This is a genomic window from Loktanella sp. PT4BL (assembly GCF_003201935.1).
In the GTDB taxonomy this organism is placed as follows: Bacteria; Pseudomonadota; Alphaproteobacteria; order Rhodobacterales; family Rhodobacteraceae; genus Yoonia.
Window position 1 is genome coordinate 631,457 of the sequence record NZ_QJJL01000001.1, and the last position, 19,682, is coordinate 651,138.

Annotated in this window: 16 protein-coding genes; 14 read left to right on the forward strand and 2 right to left on the reverse strand. The window is 56.0% G+C overall.

Annotated features, from left to right (window positions below):
- Positions 1 to 26: 26 nt before the first annotated feature.
- The 3 genes from C7964_RS03090 (at position 27) to nusG (ending at position 1,932) form a co-directional block, all read left to right on the forward strand.
- Positions 27 to 923 carry a hypothetical protein gene (locus C7964_RS03090; protein ID WP_110278193.1) on the forward strand — a complete coding sequence of 299 codons (897 nt, stop codon included), beginning with the start codon at positions 27 to 29 and terminating at the stop codon, positions 921 to 923.
- A 91-nt stretch (positions 924 to 1,014) separates the two neighbouring features.
- Positions 1,015 to 1,215, forward strand: a complete 201-nt coding sequence (gene secE, locus C7964_RS03095) for a preprotein translocase subunit SecE (protein WP_055296202.1) — start codon at positions 1,015 to 1,017, stop codon at positions 1,213 to 1,215.
- Between the two features lie 186 nt (positions 1,216 to 1,401).
- Positions 1,402 to 1,932 carry a transcription termination/antitermination protein NusG gene (gene nusG, locus C7964_RS03100; protein WP_055296201.1) on the forward strand — a complete coding sequence of 177 codons (531 nt, stop codon included), beginning with the start codon at positions 1,402 to 1,404 and terminating at the stop codon, positions 1,930 to 1,932.
- 69 nt (positions 1,933 to 2,001) lie between these two features.
- Here nusG and C7964_RS03105 read toward each other — a convergent pair whose 3' ends face one another.
- Positions 2,002 to 2,571, reverse strand: coding sequence for a Rieske (2Fe-2S) protein (locus tag C7964_RS03105; protein WP_110278194.1), 570 nt, complete (start codon positions 2,569 to 2,571; stop codon positions 2,002 to 2,004).
- A gap of 2 nt (positions 2,572 to 2,573) precedes the next feature.
- On the reverse strand, positions 2,574 to 3,086 hold the full coding sequence (locus C7964_RS03110) for a cytochrome b (RefSeq protein WP_110278195.1): 513 nt from the start codon (positions 3,084 to 3,086) through the stop codon (positions 2,574 to 2,576).
- Between the two features lie 274 nt (positions 3,087 to 3,360).
- Between C7964_RS03110 and rplK the strand changes: the two genes are divergently transcribed.
- The 11 genes from rplK (at position 3,361) to C7964_RS03165 (ending at position 19,678) form a co-directional block, all read left to right on the forward strand.
- Positions 3,361 to 3,786 (forward strand): 50S ribosomal protein L11, encoded by a 426-nt coding sequence (gene rplK / locus C7964_RS03115; RefSeq protein ID WP_055296198.1) that lies wholly within the window; start codon positions 3,361 to 3,363, stop codon positions 3,784 to 3,786.
- A complete protein-coding gene (rplA, locus tag C7964_RS03120) occupies positions 3,786 to 4,484 on the forward strand; it encodes a 50S ribosomal protein L1 (protein WP_110278196.1) in 699 nt (232 codons plus the stop codon). The genes rplK and rplA overlap by 1 nt, the downstream gene beginning before the upstream one ends.
- A gap of 663 nt (positions 4,485 to 5,147) precedes the next feature.
- A complete protein-coding gene (gene rplJ, locus C7964_RS03125; protein WP_110278197.1) occupies positions 5,148 to 5,660 on the forward strand; it encodes a 50S ribosomal protein L10 in 513 nt (170 codons plus the stop codon).
- A gap of 68 nt (positions 5,661 to 5,728) precedes the next feature.
- The gene (gene rplL / locus C7964_RS03130) at positions 5,729 to 6,103 is read left to right on the forward strand and encodes a 50S ribosomal protein L7/L12 (protein WP_055296195.1); all 375 of its coding nucleotides are present in this window, start codon (positions 5,729 to 5,731) and stop codon (positions 6,101 to 6,103) included.
- Between the two features lie 246 nt (positions 6,104 to 6,349).
- Complete coding sequence (gene rpoB, locus C7964_RS03135; RefSeq protein ID WP_110278198.1) at positions 6,350 to 10,489, forward strand: DNA-directed RNA polymerase subunit beta; 4,140 nt, start codon at positions 6,350 to 6,352, stop codon at positions 10,487 to 10,489.
- 85 nt (positions 10,490 to 10,574) lie between these two features.
- Complete coding sequence (gene rpoC, locus C7964_RS03140) at positions 10,575 to 14,822, forward strand: DNA-directed RNA polymerase subunit beta' (protein WP_110278199.1); 4,248 nt, start codon at positions 10,575 to 10,577, stop codon at positions 14,820 to 14,822.
- Between the two features lie 151 nt (positions 14,823 to 14,973).
- Positions 14,974 to 15,852 carry a LysR family transcriptional regulator gene (locus C7964_RS03145; protein WP_110278200.1) on the forward strand — a complete coding sequence of 293 codons (879 nt, stop codon included), beginning with the start codon at positions 14,974 to 14,976 and terminating at the stop codon, positions 15,850 to 15,852.
- Positions 15,853 to 15,943: 91 nt separating this feature from the next.
- Positions 15,944 to 16,765: a putative hydro-lyase gene (locus C7964_RS03150; protein WP_110278201.1), complete on the forward strand. Its 822-nt coding sequence runs from the start codon at positions 15,944 to 15,946 to the stop codon at positions 16,763 to 16,765.
- A gap of 27 nt (positions 16,766 to 16,792) precedes the next feature.
- Entirely contained in the window at positions 16,793 to 17,824 is a 1,032-nt protein-coding gene (locus C7964_RS03155) for a TRAP transporter substrate-binding protein (protein WP_110278202.1), read from the forward strand.
- A 25-nt stretch (positions 17,825 to 17,849) separates the two neighbouring features.
- Positions 17,850 to 18,398 carry a TRAP transporter small permease subunit gene (locus C7964_RS03160; protein WP_110278203.1) on the forward strand — a complete coding sequence of 183 codons (549 nt, stop codon included), beginning with the start codon at positions 17,850 to 17,852 and terminating at the stop codon, positions 18,396 to 18,398.
- Positions 18,395 to 19,678 (forward strand): TRAP transporter large permease, encoded by a 1,284-nt coding sequence (locus tag C7964_RS03165; RefSeq protein WP_110278204.1) that lies wholly within the window; start codon positions 18,395 to 18,397, stop codon positions 19,676 to 19,678. Before C7964_RS03160 ends, C7964_RS03165 begins: the two co-directional genes overlap by 4 nt.
- The last annotated feature ends 4 nt before the right edge of the window (positions 19,679 to 19,682 follow it).

Sequence of the window (19,682 nt, forward strand, 5' to 3'; positions counted from 1 at the left end):
TGTGCGCGGAGGTTCATTTAGTTTCTATGACATCCAGACCTCTTTCCGTTGCGTTCCATGTCGGGGCACACAAGACGGCCACCACGCATCTGCAACGCTCGCTCAAATCTGCTACCAAGCAGTTGGCAGAGCATGGCGTGCAGTATTATGGCCCCGATACGCTGCGATTGCCGGGGCGGTCTTTGCAATCCCTCTTCGGGCTGAAGCATCAAGCACCGGACGATATGGAAAAGCGTCCAGCTGGCGAGCAACTGGCAAGGCTGCGCCAGGATGGCCATCGGCTGGTCTTCAGCGAGGAGAATTTTATCGGCGCTTTGAATACGCCGAACGGCCGCAAGATGAAGCGCCGCTACAAGTCCGCAGGCGCGCGCCTTACGGGGCTGTCAGGGGCACTTGGCCAGACTATTGATGTCCACCTTGCCGTGCGCCGCCCAACGGCTTTTCTTAATTCAGCCTATTGCCAGCTGCTCTTGGGTGGCAGGGTACAACCGTTGAAATCCTACCTGAAAAGTCATGGCATAGGCACCGTCGATTGGGTGGATCTGGTTGGTCGACTGCGCGCTGCACATGGCGTGGGGGCTATCACGGTCTGGCGATACGAGGACTATGGTGCCCTGTTTCCGCAAATTATCTCCGGACTGGTCGGGCAAGATGCCGCCGCAGCTGTGCGACCACCACGACGACGTATGAACCGTGGTCTGTCTGCTGCTGCTGTTGCGCAGGTGTTGGAACAGGCGGGTGACGTGACCGCAGAGAATTCCGCAAGAGCGGCCCGCAAGGCGCTTTCCGTGGAAGATGGACATCCGCCCTTTGACGGGTTCTCGGAAAAAGAACACGCCATCAGTGATGCGGCCTACGCGCGCCAGATCGCGACGATTGCACAGATGGATGGCGTTACCTTGCTGGATCCCGACAAGCACTGACGCGTTCATGATGACCAGTCGGTCCTAACGGGCTTGAATTTGTGGGGCAGAGGCCGTAAGTCCGTCATGTTTTTACAAAGGACGATCAGCCATGGCACTCGCCAATCCCGTTAAGTTCATCCAGGAAGTCCGTTCAGAGGTGGGCAAAGTCGTATGGCCGACCCGCCGTGAAGTGGTGATGACCACGATCATGGTGTTTATTATGGCCGCGCTGACAGCGATTTTCTTCTTTTTGGTCGATCTTCTGATCCGGACAGGTCTGAACGGCGTTTTGACTTACTTTGGTAGCTAATGCGCCGCTTTTCCCGCCCGCCTCTTGAAAACCCCGTAAGGCAGCGGTAAGAGCCAACAACTTCCGAAAATGGCGTGCGGCGAATCAAGTTGCACGCCGATTTTATTTTCGGGACTGGCGGTTCAACTGCCGAACTGAAATGCAATAGCGGCCCTGTGGCTGCGTGACGACAAGGTGCTCTGACAGATGGCCAAACGTTGGTATTCGGTAAGCGTTCTCTCAAACTTTGAGAAGAAGATTGCAGAAGCGATCCGCACAAAGGCAGAAGAGCAGGGGCTCAGCGATCAGATCGATGAGGTTCTGGTGCCGACCGAGGAAGTGATCGAGATCCGCCGCAACAAGAAAGTGACCGCCGAGCGCCGCTTTATGCCGGGTTACGTTCTGGTCCATATGGAAATGTCGGACGAGGGCTATCACCTGATCAACTCGATCAACCGCGTCACAGGCTTCCTTGGCCCACAAGGCCGCCCGATGCCAATGCGCGATGCCGAAGTACAGGCAATCCTTGGCCGCGTTCAGGAAGGTGAGGATGCGCCACGGACTCTCATCCACTTCGAGATCGGCGAGAAGGTCAAAGTCAACGATGGTCCGTTCGAAGACTTCGACGGTATGGTCGAGGAAGTCGACGAAGAGAACCAGCGCCTGAAGGTGACGGTCTCTATCTTTGGCCGCGCCACACCGGTCGAGCTGGAGTTTACGCAGGTTTCCAAGCAGTAACGGCGACCGCAGCAATTGAAAAAGGGGAGCGTCGGACGCTCCCCTTTTTTGTTTCTGCTGTTGTGTTCTTTAGGACAGCGAAAGCACAACCTGAGTGCCGTCTGCTGTCAGCGTATAGTCAGGGATCGACAGGTATTCGCCTTCTGATGCGCCAGCGACCCCCATGCCGACGGCATTATAAACCGATCCGTGCCGCGATCCGCGGTCAAGGCAGGCAAAGGGCGCATTCGGGTTACCTGTCAAACCAATCGCCTTGCCACGATGCGTACACAGCAGGTTTACGACAAAGTATTCGGGGTTCTGGACCGTGCCCGCCCGATCATTCGCCGCGCCAAAGGCGACCTGCTCTGCCGTGCGCCGATGCACCGCCACATATTGCATCATGCCCGTTGCCGAAAACTCCGCGTCATCTGTGGGGCGCGCGATCACGGCGACTTCACCGGGTTGCAAGGCCGATATCTCGACCTCGGCTGCGCCTGCAGAGACTGTAATCAACTGGTTTTCACCTGTGGGGCGGTCTTCTGGCAAGCCGGCCCATTCGGCCTCGAAATTTGTTTGCGCATTCAAGATTGCAGGGCAGAGCAAAACGGCTGTGCTGGAAATTGTCGTCATCACATGGCGGCGGGTCATTTTTTGCATAGTCATTCCTTTCGTGGGGTGAGGGTCATATTCGACAAGGGCAAGTCTTTGTCCCAAAATCGGTGTTTCAGAACGGCGATGATGTGGATGGCAAACAGCGCCAAAAGAATCCACTTCAGCGTAAAATGCGCCTCAAGAAACCATTCTCCCGTGTCCGAGCGCGCAAAGCCTTGGTCAACGGCGGCGATCAGCAGTGGATCGCGCAGGCCCGAGGCGGCGATATATCCGGTCACCAGATAGGCGATAAGGCAGATATAAAGCCCGACATGGACGATTTTCGCCATGACAGCCTCGAGTGGATGGTGGGGTTTGACGGCTGGTGTTGCAGGGTGCCAGAAGCGGGCGATTACGCGCGCAATAACCAGCACGATAAGGATCTGGCCCGAGATCTGGTGCAGTTGCATCGTGCCTGCATCAACCCAATCATATGTATAAGCGAGGCCCGTTAACACCATCACGAGCAGAACGGCAGCAGTGAGCCAGTGAAAAATGATCTGAGCTTTTGTATAGGTCATAACGCTTTCCTTTGAGATCGATTTATTACGGTTTCCCTAAAGGCAACGCCGTGGTGGATCACGTGGGCGTTATTGGCTGCCGCAACGATGGATTTTCAGTGCATTCGTGCCGAAAACCACTTGCTAAATGGGGGTTGCCCGACTAAACGGCGCTCTTGTCGCCCTTGAGGCGGCACTCATGTGGGAGGCGAGGGGCACGCGTGCGCCAGACCGGACCACACAACGAAAAGCCCTGCGGTCGCGACCAAAGGGCGTTGGAATAGGAGATGGCTTCATGGCCAAGAAGATTATGGGTACGCTCAAACTGCAGGTTCCTGCAGGAGCTGCTAACCCTTCCCCACCCGTCGGCCCAGCATTGGGTCAGCGCGGCATCAACATCATGGAATTCTGTAAAGCGTTCAACGCCAAGACAGAAGGCATGGAAAAGAATGCCCCGTGCCCGACAGTAATCACCTACTATCAGGACAAGTCGTTCACGATGGAAATCAAGACGCCACCTGCGTCTTATTACATCAAGAAGGCCGCGAACCTGAAGTCTGGCAGCAAAACACCTGGCAAGGATGTTGCTGGTACAATCACAGGCAAGCAGGTTCGTGAAATCGCAGAAGCGAAGATGAAGGACCTCAACGCGACGTCCATCGAAGGCGCAATGCTGATCATCGCGGGTTCCGCTCGCTCTATGGGCATCGAGGTGAAGTAATGGCAAAATTTGGTAAGCGTACAACTGCAGCACGTGCTGCATTCGCAGGCAAACAGAACGTCACAGTGTCCGAAGCGGCTGCTTTGGTGAAAGACAACGCCAACGCAAAGTTCGACGAGAGCGTCGAAATCGCAATGGTGCTGGGCGTTGATCCACGTCACGCCGACCAGATGGTTCGCGGCACAGTGAACCTGCCACATGGTACAGGTAAAACCGTACGCGTGGCTGTATTCGCACGCGGCGAGAAAGCGGAAGAAGCGAAAGCGGCTGGCGCAGATATCGTTGGTGCAGAAGACCTGATGGAAACTGTTCAGGGCGGCAAGATCGATTTTGACCGCTGCATCGCGACACCTGATATGATGGCTGTTGTCGGTCGTCTGGGTAAGGTTCTGGGCCCACGTAACCTGATGCCAAACCCGCGCGTTGGTACAGTGACCATGGACGTCAAGGAAGCTGTGGAAGCAGCAAAGGGCGGTCAGGTTCAGTTCAAAGCGGAAAAAGCTGGTGTGGTTCACGCCGGTATCGGCAAATCCTCTTTCTCTGCGCAGCAGATCGAAGAGAACCTGAAAGCCTTTGTTGATGCGGTTGGCAAGGCCAAGCCGACAGGCGCAAAAGGGACCTACATGAAAAAGATTTCCGTCAGCTCGACAATGGGCCCGGGCGTCTCTGTTGATGTCGCGTCTGCGACCGGCAACTAAATTCCTGTCTTCAGTTTGAAGCAGTCTCCGGCAGGCCAAATTGGCCTGCCGTTTGCATTTTTGCCTTGCAGTGACTCGCAACAAGGCAGGTCGCGCGTTCGGTTCTGAGTTGGCCCGGACGGACAGGCAGCAAACCGGTAACTTGCGCTGGCACTTGTGATCTGCTGCGCGTCTTCTGCGGGGATTTCCATCAACTCAATGATTGTATCACCAATCCGGGTAGAGAGTTCTGTCGTCACATCCCGGTTCAGAATAATAAGAAAGACGTCACTGCCAACGCGATGCCGGCAAAGTCTTATTTGTTGTTCATTTCGCATCTTATCTGCCGACACCTTTCCAGTAGGTTATGTGGAATGGTCCTCGTGACAAAAACCCTCATTAAATCAGGTGTGGCACTTGGCTTTCTGCTCATAGACCACTAAACGGTCTTTCAGGCCCGCGCGATTGATTCGTCTGGGCCTTTATTCGTCCGAGACGGTGGGTTGGCCTCATGCCATTAATTCCTGCCTGAGACGGGAAGACCAGAATTCTTGAGGCTCTCCTCGGTTCCCTCTGGCTCGCCCCGTTTGCACATGGACTGTAGACTGTTGGGCGGCCTGAGCCGTTTGACAAAAGTAGAGCCGGTGCCGGGATCAAATCCGGCGCCAAACTTGGAGTAAAACTGTGGATAGAGCACAAAAAGAACAGCTGGTCGACGATCTCGGCCAGATCTTTGAAAGCTCTGGCGTTGTAGTGGTTGCCCGCTACGAAGGCATGACAGTTGCTGAAATGCAGGACCTGCGCGCGCACATGCGTGAAGCAGGTGGGTCCGTGCGCGTTGCCAAGAACAAGCTCGCCAAAATCGCCCTCGAGGGCAAGCCATGCGCAAGCATCGCCCAGTACCTCGAAGGCATGACTGTACTCGCTTACTCTGAAGACCCCGTCGCTGCGGCGAAGGTTGTCGACAAGTATGCCAAAGAGAATGAAAAACTTGTCATTCTCGGCGGTGCTATGGGCGATACAGCGCTGGACGTCGCTGGTGTGAAAGCGGTTGCCGGTATGCCATCACGCGAGGAGCTCATTGCTTCTATCGTGGGCTGCATCGGTGCACCTGCAAGCAACATCGCCGGGGCCATTGGCGCGCCTGCTTCGAACATCGCAAGCATTCTCTCAACCATCGAAGAGAAAGCTGCATAAAGCATCTGAATTGACTTGGGGTTTCACCCTCACGTTGGAACACACTTAAAACGAACGGAAAGCATAAAATGGCTGATCTGAAAAAACTGGCTGAAGAGATTGTTGGTCTGACACTTCTCGAAGCACAAGAACTGAAAACCATCCTGAAGGACGAGTACGGCATCGAGCCAGCAGCCGGTGGCGCTGTCATGATGGCTGGTCCTGCTGGTGACGCTGGTGCGGCTGCAGAAGAGAAGACAGAATTCGACGTCGTTCTCAAGAATGCTGGCGCATCCAAAATCAACGTCATCAAAGAAGTCCGCGGCATCACAGGTCTTGGCCTGAAAGAAGCCAAAGACCTCGTCGAAGCCGGTGGCAAAATCAAAGAAGGCGCGTCCAAGGACGAAGCCGAAGAGATCAAAGCAAAGCTGGAAGCAGCTGGCGCCGAGGTCGAGCTGGCCTAAGCCCGCTTTTGGCGAAGCACAATTCGCCCTGTAAACAAGGCTGGACTCGCATTTTGCGGGTCCAGCCAAACCTGTCTTAGAGGTCGGCCAATGCGTTGACCGTCCTCTTGGGTAGGTTCCAAAAGTCGGGAGGGTGCCGGTGGGACGGCAGCCACGAATAGACTTTAGAACCCCCGGTCAAATGGGTGAAGCGTCGCGGCCCGGGCGATGTGGAACTCGAGAGACAAACAAAAGGTGACACCGCACATGGCTTCTACTTTCCTTGGTCAGAAACGCCTGCGTAAGTACTACGGCAAAATCCGTGAAGTGCTTGAAATGCCGAACCTCATCGAGGTTCAGAAATCCTCTTATGATCTGTTCCTGCGCTCCGGCGACAGCGACACGCCACTCGACGGCGAAGGCATCAAAGGTGTCTTCCAGTCGGTGTTCCCGATCAAGGATTTCAATGAGACAGCCGTCCTTGAATTCGTCAAGTACGAGCTGGAAAAGCCGAAATACGACGTTGAGGAATGTCAGCAGCGCGATATGACCTATAGTGCGCCGCTCAAGGTGACCCTCCGTCTGATCGTGTTTGAAGTGGACGAAGACACAGGTGCGAAATCTGTCAAAGACATCAAAGAGCAAGACGTCTTCATGGGCGATATGCCTTTGATGACACCGAACGGCACCTTCGTTGTGAATGGCACCGAGCGCGTAATCGTATCCCAGATGCACCGCTCGCCTGGCGTTTTCTTTGATCATGACAAGGGCAAAACCCACTCTTCTGGTAAACTCTTGTTTGCCTGCCGCATTATCCCATACCGCGGTAGCTGGCTTGATTTTGAATTCGACGCCAAGGACCTCGTGTTCTGCCGGATCGACCGCCGTCGCAAACTGCCTGTAACGACGCTGCTTTATGCGCTGGGTCTGGATCAGGAAGGCATCATGAATGCCTACTACGATACCGTCGAATACAAGCTGGACAAAAAGGGCAAGGCCTGGACAACCAAGTTCTTCCCAGAGCGTGTTCGTGGCACACGTCCTGTCTTTGATCTGGTTGATGCGAATACCGGTGAAGTCATCGCGAAAGCCGGCGAAAAGGTTACGCCGCGTTCGGTCAAGAAGCTGATTGATGCAGGTGACGTTAAAGAGCTGCTGGTGCCTTACGAAAACATCGTCGGCAAGTTCGTCGCACAAGACATCATCAACGAAGAAAACGGTGCGATCTACGTTGAGGCCGGTGATGAGCTGACACTCGAGATGGACAAGGATGGCGAAGTCATCGGCGGTACACTCAAGGATCTGGTCGATGCGGGCATCAAGACGATCCCTGTTCTGGATATCGATAACATCAATGTGGGCGCCTACATGCGCAACACGATGGCCTCGGACAAGAACATGAACCGCGAAACCGCGCTCATGGATATCTACCGCGTCATGCGTCCGGGTGAGCCGCCGACCGTTGATAGCGCATCTGCGCTGTTTGACACGCTGTTCTTTGACAGCGAGCGGTATGACCTGTCCGCCGTTGGTCGCGTAAAGATGAACATGCGCCTCGATCTGGACGCCGAAGACACCATGCGCACCCTGCGCAAGGAAGACATCGTCGCCTGTATCAAAGCATTGGTCGAACTGCGTGATGGCAAGGGCGATATCGACGATATCGACCACCTTGGGAACCGTCGTGTCCGTTCCGTTGGCGAGCTGATGGAAAACCAGTACCGCGTTGGCCTGCTGCGCATGGAGCGCGCGATCAAAGAGCGTATGTCTTCTGTCGAAATCGACACCGTGATGCCGCAGGATCTCATCAACGCCAAGCCTGCTGCTGCGGCTGTGCGCGAATTCTTCGGCTCTTCGCAGCTGTCACAGTTCATGGACCAGACCAACCCGCTGTCAGAAGTGACGCACAAGCGCCGCCTCTCCGCGCTTGGGCCCGGCGGTCTTACACGCGAGCGTGCGGGCTTTGAGGTGCGCGACGTGCACCCGACCCACTATGGCCGCATGTGCCCGATTGAGACACCGGAAGGCCCGAACATTGGTCTGATCAACTCGCTGGCGACATTTGCCCGCGTGAACAAATACGGTTTCATCGAAACACCATACCGCAAGGTCACAGACGGCAAGGTCACGGACGAAGTGTCCTACATGTCCGCGACCGAGGAAATGCGTCACACTGTGGCGCAGGCCAACGCGAATATGGCGCCTGATGGGTCGTTCAATAACGAGCTCGTTTCGACCCGCAAGAATGGCGACTACACACTGTCCCCGCGTGAAAACGTGGACCTGATCGACGTGTCGCCAAAGCAGCTGGTCTCGGTTGCGGCGTCCTTGATCCCGTTCCTGGAAAACGACGACGCCAACCGCGCCTTGATGGGCTCGAACATGCAACGTCAGGCGGTACCACTCTTGCAGGCCGAGGCCCCGTTGGTGGGGACCGGTATCGAAGAAGTGGTTGCGCGCGACAGTGGTGCGGCGATCATGGCGAAACGTGGCGGTATCATCGACCAGGTCGATGCGCAGCGTATCGTGATCCGTGCGACATCCGACCTTGAGCTGGGTGACGCAGGCGTTGACATCTACCGTATGCGTAAATTCCAGCGGTCCAACCAGAACACCTGCATCAACCAGCGCCCGCTGGTGAAAGTGGGTGACACTGTCCAAAAGGGTCAGGTCATTGCTGACGGTCCGTCCACCGATATCGGTGAATTGGCCCTTGGTAAGAACGTGGTCGTCGCGTTTATGCCGTGGAACGGCTACAACTACGAAGACTCCATCCTGATCTCCGAGCGTATCGTGCGCGACGACGTCTTCACCTCGATCCACATCGAGGAATTCGAAGTCGCCGCCCGTGACACCAAGCTTGGGCCAGAGGAAATCACACGCGATATTCCAAACGTCGGCGAGGAAGCCCTGCGCAACCTCGACGAAGCGGGGATCGTCTATATCGGTGCCGAAGTCGGCCCTGCGGATATCCTTGTCGGCAAGATCACACCAAAAGGCGAAAGCCCGATGACGCCAGAGGAAAAACTGCTGCGCGCCATCTTTGGTGAGAAAGCATCCGATGTGCGTGACACATCCTTGCGCCTGCCGCCCGGTGACTTTGGCACCGTGGTCGAGGTCCGCGTCTTTAACCGCCATGGTGTGGAAAAAGACGAACGTGCCCTGCAGATCGAGCGTGAAGAGGTTGAACGCCTTGCCCGTGACCGCGACGACGAGTTGGCGATCCTTGATCGCAACATCTATGCGCGTTTGTGGGACATCATCTCGGGCAAGAAAGCCGCCAAGGGGCCGAAGGGCTTCAAGGCTGGTTCGATTGTATCCGAGGAAAGCGTCGCAGAACTGTCCCGTGGACAGTGGTGGCAGCTCGCCATGGAAGACGAAGATGATGCGAAAATCGTCGAAGCACTGAACGAACAGTACGAAATCCAGAAGCGTGCAATGGATGCGCGGTTCGAGGATAAAGTCGAGAAAGTGCGCCGCGGCGATGATCTGCCTCCGGGTGTGATGAAGATGGTCAAAGTCTTTGTGGCTGTGAAGCGCAAGCTGCAGCCCGGCGATAAGATGGCCGGTCGTCACGGCAACAAAGGTGTTATTTCCAAGGTTGTGCCGATGGAAGACATGCCGTTCCTTGCGGATGGTACTCCGGTGGACTTCTGTCTGAACCCGCTGGGCGTGCCATCGCGTATGAACGTCGGTCAGATCCTTGAAACACACATGGGCTGGGCCGCACGCGGTCTGGGTATCCAGATTGACGAGGCGCTGGGTGAATACCGCCGCTCCGGTGATCTGACACCTGTGCGTGAGGCAATGCGTATTGCCTATGGCGATGATGTCTATGAAGAAGGCATCGCTGGCATGGATGAGGAAAATCTGGTAGAAGCAGCAGGCAACGTCACACGCGGTGTGCCGATTGCGACGCCTGTTTTCGATGGTGCAAAAGAGGCTGACGTGAACGACGCGCTGACGCGTGCCGGTTTCGACACCTCGGGTCAGTCGGTTCTCTTCGACGGTCGCACGGGCGAGCAGTTCTCGCGCAAAGTGACCGTGGGCGTGAAGTACCTGCTGAAACTGCACCACCTTGTCGACGACAAGATCCACGCACGTTCCACAGGCCCATACAGCCTTGTCACGCAGCAGCCTCTGGGTGGTAAAGCCCAGTTCGGTGGCCAGCGTTTCGGGGAGATGGAAGTCTGGGCACTGGAAGCATATGGCGCGGCTTACACCCTGCAGGAAATGCTGACTGTGAAGTCGGATGACGTGGCAGGGCGGACGAAAGTCTACGAAAGCATCGTCAAGGGCGAGGACAACTTCGAGGCCGGCGTGCCGGAATCGTTCAACGTGCTCGTGAAAGAAGTCCGGGGTCTCGGCCTCAACATGGAACTCCTGGATGCGGAGGATGAGGAATAGTCAAAGTCTCCTTGAGACTTTGCGGGCAGACTTTCGATGAAAGTCTGCCTCCCTCCCCAACGCACCCCAATTCAAGGAATTGAAGATGAACCAGGAACTGACAAACAACCCGTTTAACCCGCTCACACCGGCAAAAACGTTTGACGAAATCAAGGTGTCGCTGGCATCGCCCGAGCGGATCCTGTCGTGGTCCTTCGGCGAGATCAAAAAGCCCGAGACCATCAACTACCGTACGTTCAAGCCCGAGCGCGACGGTCTGTTCTGTGCACGTATCTTTGGCCCGATCAAAGACTACGAATGCCTCTGCGGCAAATACAAGCGCATGAAATATCGCGGCGTTGTCTGCGAAAAATGCGGTGTGGAAGTCACCCTGCAAAAGGTCCGCCGCGAGCGGATGGGCCACATTGAACTGGCCGCACCCGTGGCACACATCTGGTTCCTCAAATCGCTGCCATCCCGCATCGGCCTGATGCTGGACATGACGCTGCGTGATCTCGAGCGCATTCTGTATTTCGAAAACTACGTGGTGATCGAACCCGGCCTGACCGACCTGACCTACGGTCAGTTGATGACCGAGGAAGAGTTCAACGACGCACAGGACCTTTATGGCATGGACGCGTTCCAGGCCAATATCGGCGCCGAAGCGATCCGCGAAATGCTGGCCCAGATTGATCTTGAGTCCGAGGCAGAAACACTGCGCGCCGACCTCAAAGAGGCGACAGGCGAATTGAAGCCCAAGAAGATCATCAAGCGTTTGAAGATCGTCGAAAGCTTCCTTGAAAGTGGTAACCGCCCCGAGTGGATGGTTCTGACCGTCATCCCTGTGATCCCGCCGGAACTGCGCCCGCTGGTTCCGCTTGACGGCGGCCGATTTGCGACCTCTGACCTCAACGATCTTTATCGTCGTGTGATCAACCGCAACAACCGTCTGAAGCGTCTGATCGAGTTGCGCGCACCTGACATCATCGTCCGCAACGAAAAGCGGATGTTGCAGGAATCTGTGGATGCGCTGTTTGACAACGGTCGTCGTGGCCGTGTCATCACCGGTGCCAACAAGCGTCCGCTGAAATCGCTGTCCGACATGCTGAAAGGCAAGCAGGGTCGCTTCCGTCAGAACCTTTTGGGTAAGCGCGTCGACTTCTCTGGTCGTTCGGTCATTGTGACCGGTCCGGAACTGAAACTGCACCAGTGCGGTTTGCCGAAAAAGATGGCGCTCGAACTGTTCAAGCCATTCATCTATTCGCGCCTTGAAGCCAAGGGCCTGTCTTCCACAGTGAAGCAAGCCAAGAAACTGGTGGAAAAAGAGCGTCCAGAGGTTTGGGATATCCTGGATGAGGTCATCCGCGAACACCCTGTCATGCTGAACCGTGCGCCAACGCTGCACCGTTTGGGCATTCAGGCGTTCGAACCTGTGCTGATCGAAGGCAAGGCAATCCAGCTGCACCCGCTGGTCTGCTCCGCTTTCAACGCCGACTTTGACGGTGACCAGATGGCGGTTCACGTCCCTCTGAGCCTTGAGGCCCAGTTGGAAGCGCGCGTTCTGATGATGTCGACAAACAACGTGCTGTCTCCTGCCAACGGTGCGCCGATTATCGTGCCATCACAGGATATGATCCTCGGGCTCTACTACACCACCATCATGCGTCATGGCATGAAGGGTGAGGGCATGTCCTTCGCGGATATCGAAGAGGTTGAACACGCATTGACCGCTGGTGAAGTGCACCTGCACGCCAAGATCACCGCGCGAATGATCCAGATCGACGACGAAGGCAACGAAGTGATGACGCGCTTTGAAACCACACCGGGCCGTTTGCGTCTGGGTGCGTTGCTGCCGCTGAACGCCAAGGCGCCGTTTGCGCTGGTCAACCGTCTGTTGCGCAAGAAAGAAGTGCAGCAGGTCATCGACACCGTCTACCGTTACTGCGGCCAGAAAGAATCTGTCATCTTCTGTGACCAGATCATGACCATGGGCTTCCGTGAAGCTTTCAAGGCAGGCATTTCGTTTGGTAAGGACGACATGGTTGTGCCCGATACCAAGTGGGCACTGGTCGATGAAACACGCGAGCAGGTCAAAGACTTTGAACAGCAGTACATGGACGGCCTGATCACTCAGGGCGAAAAGTACAACAAAGTTGTCGATGCATGGTCAAAGGCCAACGACAAAGTCACCGACGCAATGATGACCACAATCTCGACCACACCGCTTCTGGCGGATGGTGCCGAAGGTGAGCCGAACTCGGTTTACATGATGGCCCACTCCGGTGCGCGTGGTTCGGTCACACAGATGAAGCAGTTGGGCGGTATGCGCGGTCTGATGGCCAAGCCGAACGGCGAGATCATCGAAACGCCGATCATCTCGAACTTTAAGGAAGGTCTGACCGTTCTTGAGTACTTCAACTCGACCCACGGTGCCCGCAAGGGTCTGTCGGATACGGCGTTGAAAACTGCGAACTCGGGTTACCTGACGCGTCGTCTCGTGGACGTTGCCCAAGACTGCATCGTCCGTGAAGTCGATTGCGGAACCGAGCGTGCGATCACTGCAGAAGCCGCCGTGAACGATGGTGAAGTCGTTGCATCACTGGCCGAGCGTGTGCTGGGCCGTGTCTCTGCGGACGACGTCATTAAGCCGGGAACAGACGAAGTGATCGTCGAAGCAGGCGAGCTGATCGACGAGCGCAAAGCCGACATGATCGACGCAGCAGCAATCGGCAAAATGCGTATCCGCAGCCCGCTGACCTGTGAAAGCGAAGATGGCGTTTGTGCGATGTGCTATGGCCGTGATCTGGCCCGTGGTACCCGCGTCAACATCGGCGAAGCAGTTGGTATCATCGCGGCTCAGTCCATCGGTGAACCAGGGACACAGCTGACAATGCGGACATTCCACATTGGCGGTGTTGCCCAAGGTGGCCAGCAGTCGTTCCTTGAGGCTTCTCAGCCCGGCAAGATTGAATACCGTAACGCGCAGCTGCTTGAAAACGCGGCTGGCGAAATGGTGGTCATGGGCCGGAACATGGTGCTGGCAATCCTTGGATCCGAGGGTGAAGAGCGCGCGACCCACAAGGTCGGCTATGGCTCCAAGGTGTTTGTCAAGGAAGGCGCAGATGTGCTTCGCGGCGACAAGCTCTTTGAATGGGACCCATATACACTCCCGATCATCGCAGAAGCCTCTGGTACAGCGAAATACGTCGATCTGGTGAACGGTATCGCTGTCCGCGAAGACACCGATGATGCAACGGGTATGACCCAGCGCATCGTGTCCGACTGGCGTGCGGCACCAAAGGGCAATGAGCTTGCCCCGAAGATCATCGTTCTTGGCAAGGATGGCGAAGTTGTCCTCAAAGAGGACGGCAACCCCGTTGCTTATCCGATGTCTGTGGATGCTGTTCTGTCCGTCGAAGACGGCGAAGAGATCAAAGCGGGTGATGTTGTCGCACGTATCCCACGTGAGGGTGCCAAGACAAAAGACATTACCGGTGGTCTGCCACGTGTGGCCGAACTATTCGAAGCCCGTCGTCCAAAGGATCACGCAATCATTGCCGAAATCGATGGCTACGTGCGCTTTGGCAAGGACTATAAGAACAAGCGCCGCATCGCGATTGAGTCTTCGGATGATGCAGACGTGAAGGTCGAATACATGGTGCCCAAGGGCAAGCACATTCCCGTTGCGGAAGGTGACTTTGTCCAGAAGGGTGACTACATCATGGATGGCAACCCGGCCCCGCACGATATTCTTGCGGTTATGGGGGTCGAGGCCCTTGCTGACTATATGATCGACGAGGTGCAGGACGTTTATCGCCTGCAGGGTGTGAAGATCAACGACAAGCACATCGAGGTGATCGTGCGCCAGATGCTCCAGAAGTGGGAGATTCAGGACAGCGGTGACACCGTTCTGCTGAAGGGCGAGAACGTCGACAAGGCCGAGTTTGATGAAGCCAACGCCAAGGCACTGGCACGGGGCGACCGCCCTGCGACAGGCGAGCCGATCTTGTTGGGTATCACCAAGGCGTCGTTGCAGACCCGTTCGTTCATCTCTGCGGCATCGTTCCAGGAAACGACACGCGTTCTGACCGAAGCATCGGTGCAGGGTAAGCGTGACAAGCTGATCGGTCTCAAAGAGAACGTGATCGTTGGTCGCCTGATCCCTGCGGGTACTGGTGGTGCAACACAGCAAATCCGCCGTGTTGCTGCAGATCGGGACAATGTCGTCATCGAAGCACGCCGCGAAGAGGCCGAAGAGGCCGCACGCCTTGCAGCCCCGATGGAGATGGCAGCACAGTCCGAGGAAGATCAGGTGTTTGGCACCGCCGTTGAGACGTCCGAGGACGACGCATAAACAAGCGTCTCTCTGAACTAAGAAAGGCCCTCGCTTTGCGGGGGCCTTTTTTGTTGTGTGCTTGCGCCATTGACATGCCACAGACATCAGTAGGCATATTTTGCCTGCATTATCATATTGCGCCCATTGTGATCCATTATATGGATGAGGCATGACATTTGATCAGATTAAAACCTTCCTCTGGGTGGCGCGCCTTGGTGGCTTTCGTAAAGCGGCGGAGCGACTCAACCTGTCACAGCCTGCTGTGTCGACACGTATTTCGAACCTTGAACAGGAACTCCGGGTGCCTCTTTTCGAGCGCGGCTTGGGTGAACCGGTTCTGACAAAACACGGCGCACTTTTGCTGTCTTACGCCGAGCAGATGTTGTTCGTTGAAGAAGAGATCAAGCAGCGCGTGGCGAACCCTTCCGAAACAGAAGGCCTGTTCCGTGTTGGAGCATCCGAAACCATTGCTCAAGCTTGGCTGCCTGATTTTCTGAAAGCCTTTAGTGAACAATACCCGCGCGTAAATGTAGACCTGACGGTCGATATTTCGCTCAATCTACGTGCCGACCTCGTGGAGCGAAAACTTGATCTGGCCCTGCTGATGGGGCCGGTTTCAGAGTTTTCGATTGAAAACGTATCTCTGCCAACCTTCGATCTGAGGTGGTACCGCGGCGCATCCAACCCACAAGAGGATCTGAGCCAGATCCCGATTATTTCTTATTCAAGCCAGACCCGGCCGCACCGTGAACTGATGTCGGAACTGTCGCGTCGGATCGGGCCGAAGCTGCGGGTCTATTCTTCGGCTTCTCTGTCTGCGAGCCTCAAGATGATCGCAGCGGGAATCGCCGTTGGTCCTTATCCGCGCGCGCTGGCTGATGACCTGTTGTCGGCGGGCCAGATTGTTGAATTTGATCCGGGCTTTCGCCCCAGTCCGCTGGACTTCACGGCCTCATATCTATCCGAGCCACGCAGCTTTCTTATTGAAACCAGTGCGAAAATTGCCCGCACCGTAGCGCAAGACTGGGATGTTCGGCATGTTCGCTGAATTCAGAAATTTTATAGGTATTGATATAAAATGATAATTTGCGTGGAACGGTCCGCGCATGTGATGCTTTGCAAAGAAGAGCGGAGCTGCCATGAACGCGAAACCTGTTTCCCATACCGACCTGATCGCCGCCACGGCGATTGAAGTGCGTGCTGCGATACGGTCAGGGGCGTATACGGGACACACGGCGGGGCTGGCGGCAGGCAAACTACAATGCAATCTCGCGATCTTGCCAGAGCGTTATGCGCTGGATTTCCTGCGGTTTTGCCAGCGCAACCCCAAGCCTTGTCCGGTGGTCGGTGTGAGCGATACCGGCAATCCGGCGTTGCCAACGCTGGGCCGTGATATTGATATCCGAAGTGATGTTTCGAAATACCGTGTGTTCCGGGATGGCAGACTAAGTGAGGAAGTCACGGAGATCAGTGATGAATGGACTGATGATCTTGTGACGGTTGCGCTAGGATGTTCCTTTACATTTGAGAATGCGCTGCTGCACGCGAGTATTCCGGTGCGTCATATCGAGACAGGTTTGAATGTCCCGATGTTCCGCACCAACATTGATCTGGTGCCGGCGGGCCGGTTTCACGGTCAAATGGTCGTAACCATGCGCCCTATTCCTGAAGATCAGGTTGCCCAAGCGCATGAAATCAGTCGCCGTTTCCCTCAGGCTCATGGTGCGCCGATTGCCGTCGGTGATCCGGAAAAGATCGGGATTGCGGATCTGATGCAGCCTGATTGGGGGGACGCGGTTGAGATCAGGGCCGGAGAAGTGCCGGTTTACTGGGCCTGCGGTGTGACACCTCAAAATGTCCTGCTGGATGCGGGGCTGCCGCTCTGTATTACCCATTCCCCTGGTCATATGCTTATCGCCGATGTGGCCGAAGACGCGGAAACAACAATTCTAAAACAATAAACAAACGATCCAACAAGGAGACCAACCATGAGAAAAGTCATATCCATCCTCGCGGCGACCACCGCACTTGCATCACCCGCTTTAGCCGAAGATCTGTCCGTCGTCGGTAGCTGGTCCAGCCTGCCTTTGCACGGCCAATATGAGGCACCATTCTGGAGCACGACATTGCCCGAAGCCTCTGGCGGTAACATCAATGTCGAGCTGACAACGCACAACCAGATGAGCCTGGGTCTTGGTGATATTTATCCGCTGCTGGGTCAGGGCGTCTATGACGTTGCGATGACAGTGGCCGACTATGCCGTTGCCGATGCGCCGGAACTGGAAGGTCTGGATGTGCCGCTTGTCGCACTGACGGCAGATGAGGCCCGTGCCATGGTCGATGCTGCCCGCCCGATGGTGTCGGACATCTACCGTGACCGCTTCAATTCACATGTGCTGGCGATTGCGCCCTATCCGCCGCAGGTCGTCTTCTGCAACCACGAGATCACAAACCTGGCTGATCTTGAGGGTCTGAAAGTACGCGCTTCTGGCCGTATGACTGCAAAACTGCTTGAGGCACTGGGCGCGGAAGGCGTGAACGTTTCCTTCGCCGAGGTGCCAGGTGCGTTGCAAAACGGCGTTGTCGATTGTGCCGTCACAGGTGCCGGTTCGGGCTATAGCGCGGGTTGGTGGGAAGTTTCCACGCACTTGCTGCCTATTCCGCTTGGCGGTTGGGACTCGGTTGTGACTGCGATCAACCTGGATAAGTGGAACAGCCTGAGCGCGGAAAACCAAGCGCTGATCTCAAGCGAGATTATCACTGGTTTTGAAGATCCGGCATGGGCCAGCGCACAGGACGCATTGGTCAATGACATTGCCTGCCTGACCGGCAACGGTGAATGCCCATCCGGTGACGCGCGCTCCATGACATTGGTGGAGGTGAGCGACGCAGACTTTGAGCGGGCACGCGACATTCTGACGACCGAAGTTCTTCCTGAATGGGCAGAGCGCGCAGGCGGCGATTGGGCTGCCCGTTGGAACGAGAGTGTCGGTGCGGTTGTCGGTGTGACAATCAACTAAAAGCAAAGTCAGGGGACGTGTTGAGATGGAACTAAAGCTGATTCATCGTCTGCGGGTGATCAACAAAGGTGTCGCACTGGTCGTGGGTTTCGGCCTGCTTCTGTGCGCTGCCTTTGTGCTCGTGGATATTATCATGCGCCAGATCGGCACGTCCCTTGGTGGCACAGAAGAGATTGCGGGTTATGCGATGGCGCTCGCAACCTCATGGGGCATGTCCTATGCACTGTTAGAGTTGGGGCACGTCCGCATCGATCTTCTGCGCACGAAATTCCAGTCGTTTGGAAAGGCGCTGTTTGATGTCTTTTCCATGATCGTTATGTCGGGCGTGATCATCACGATCGCGATCAAGGCGTGGCCTGTCGTGGAACGTTCGATCACGAACGGATCGCGGGCGAACACGCCACTTGAAACGCCATTGGCGTGGGTTCAGCTGCCTTGGTTTGCAGGCTGGGTCTGGTTTGCAGCCATGTCCACGATCACGACCCTTGCCGCACTCAGCTTGCTGGCCAAACGCAGGCATGCCGAAACCGAAAGCATCATCGGTGCCTTTGCAGAGCAGGAGACACTTCAATGATCGGCTATGTGTCTATCGGCCTTCTGGGGCTGCTCGCGCTCTCTATCCCCGTCGGGATCGTGTTGTTCCTGTTGGGTTTCGGCGTTGATGTCTTTTTCTCCAGTTTTCCCCTAACGCGGGGTCTTGGGAATATGGTCTGGTCGTCGTCAAATTCGGCCACACTGATAGCTATTCCCTTTTTTGTTCTGCTGGGTGAAATCCTCATGCGTAGCGGGGTTGCAACACGCACCTATGCCGCCCTTGACCGCTGGGTGTCTTGGCTGCCGGGTGGGCTGGTTCACGCCAATATCGCGACCTCTACAATGTTCTCGGCCACGTCAGGCTCGTCCGTGGCCACGGCTGCGACTGTGGCGACCGTTGCCATGCCGCAGGCCGAGAAGCTGGGTTATGACCCCAAACTTTTTTCAGGCGCGATTGCCGCTGGTGGTACACTTGGCATTATGATCCCGCCTTCGATCAATCTGATCGTTTACGGATTCCTGACGCAATCCTCGATCCCGCAACTCTTTCTTGCCGGGTTGATCCCCGGCATTGCGCTGGCGATTGCCTTTATGGTCGTGACGGCAATGATCTGCGTGATCCGGCCTGATCTGGGCGGCGTCCGCCGTACCTTTCCCTTCCCGCAAATGTTGCGCGCATTGATTGATCTGATCCCGATCCTGATCCTTTTCGGTCTGATTGTGGGGTCAATCTACGGTGGATGGGCCACGCCGACCGAGGCTGCCGCCGTTGGTGTCGCAGGTGCATTTGTGATCGCGCTGGCCTTTGGCGGGGTGTCTTGGGACATGCTGACCCAAAGTCTGACAGGCACGGTCAAGATCACCGCCATGATCATGCTGATCGTGATTGGTGCCTCTTTCCTGAACTTCACGCTGGCCTCGGCAGGGCTTGGGCGGGAACTGACAGAATTCATGAACGGGCTTGGTCTGACGCCGCTGAAGACCATTCTGGTGGTTGTTGTCCTCTACATCGTGCTGGGCTTCTTTATCGAAACCCTGTCGCTGATGGTTGTGACTATTCCGATCATCGTGCCGCTGGTGGTCGCACAAGGTTATGATGTGATCTGGTTCGGCATCCTGATGATTGTCCTGATCGAGATGGCCTTGATCACGCCGCCTGTTGGCCTCAACCTCTATGTGGTGCAAGGCGCGCGCAAGTCGGGCAGTCTGAACGAAGTAATGTTGGGGGCTTTGCCCTATTGCCTGACCATGCTGGCGATGGCTTTCCTGTTGATCGCTTTCCCAAGCATCGCGTTGTTCCTTCCGACATTCCTGCAATAAGGGC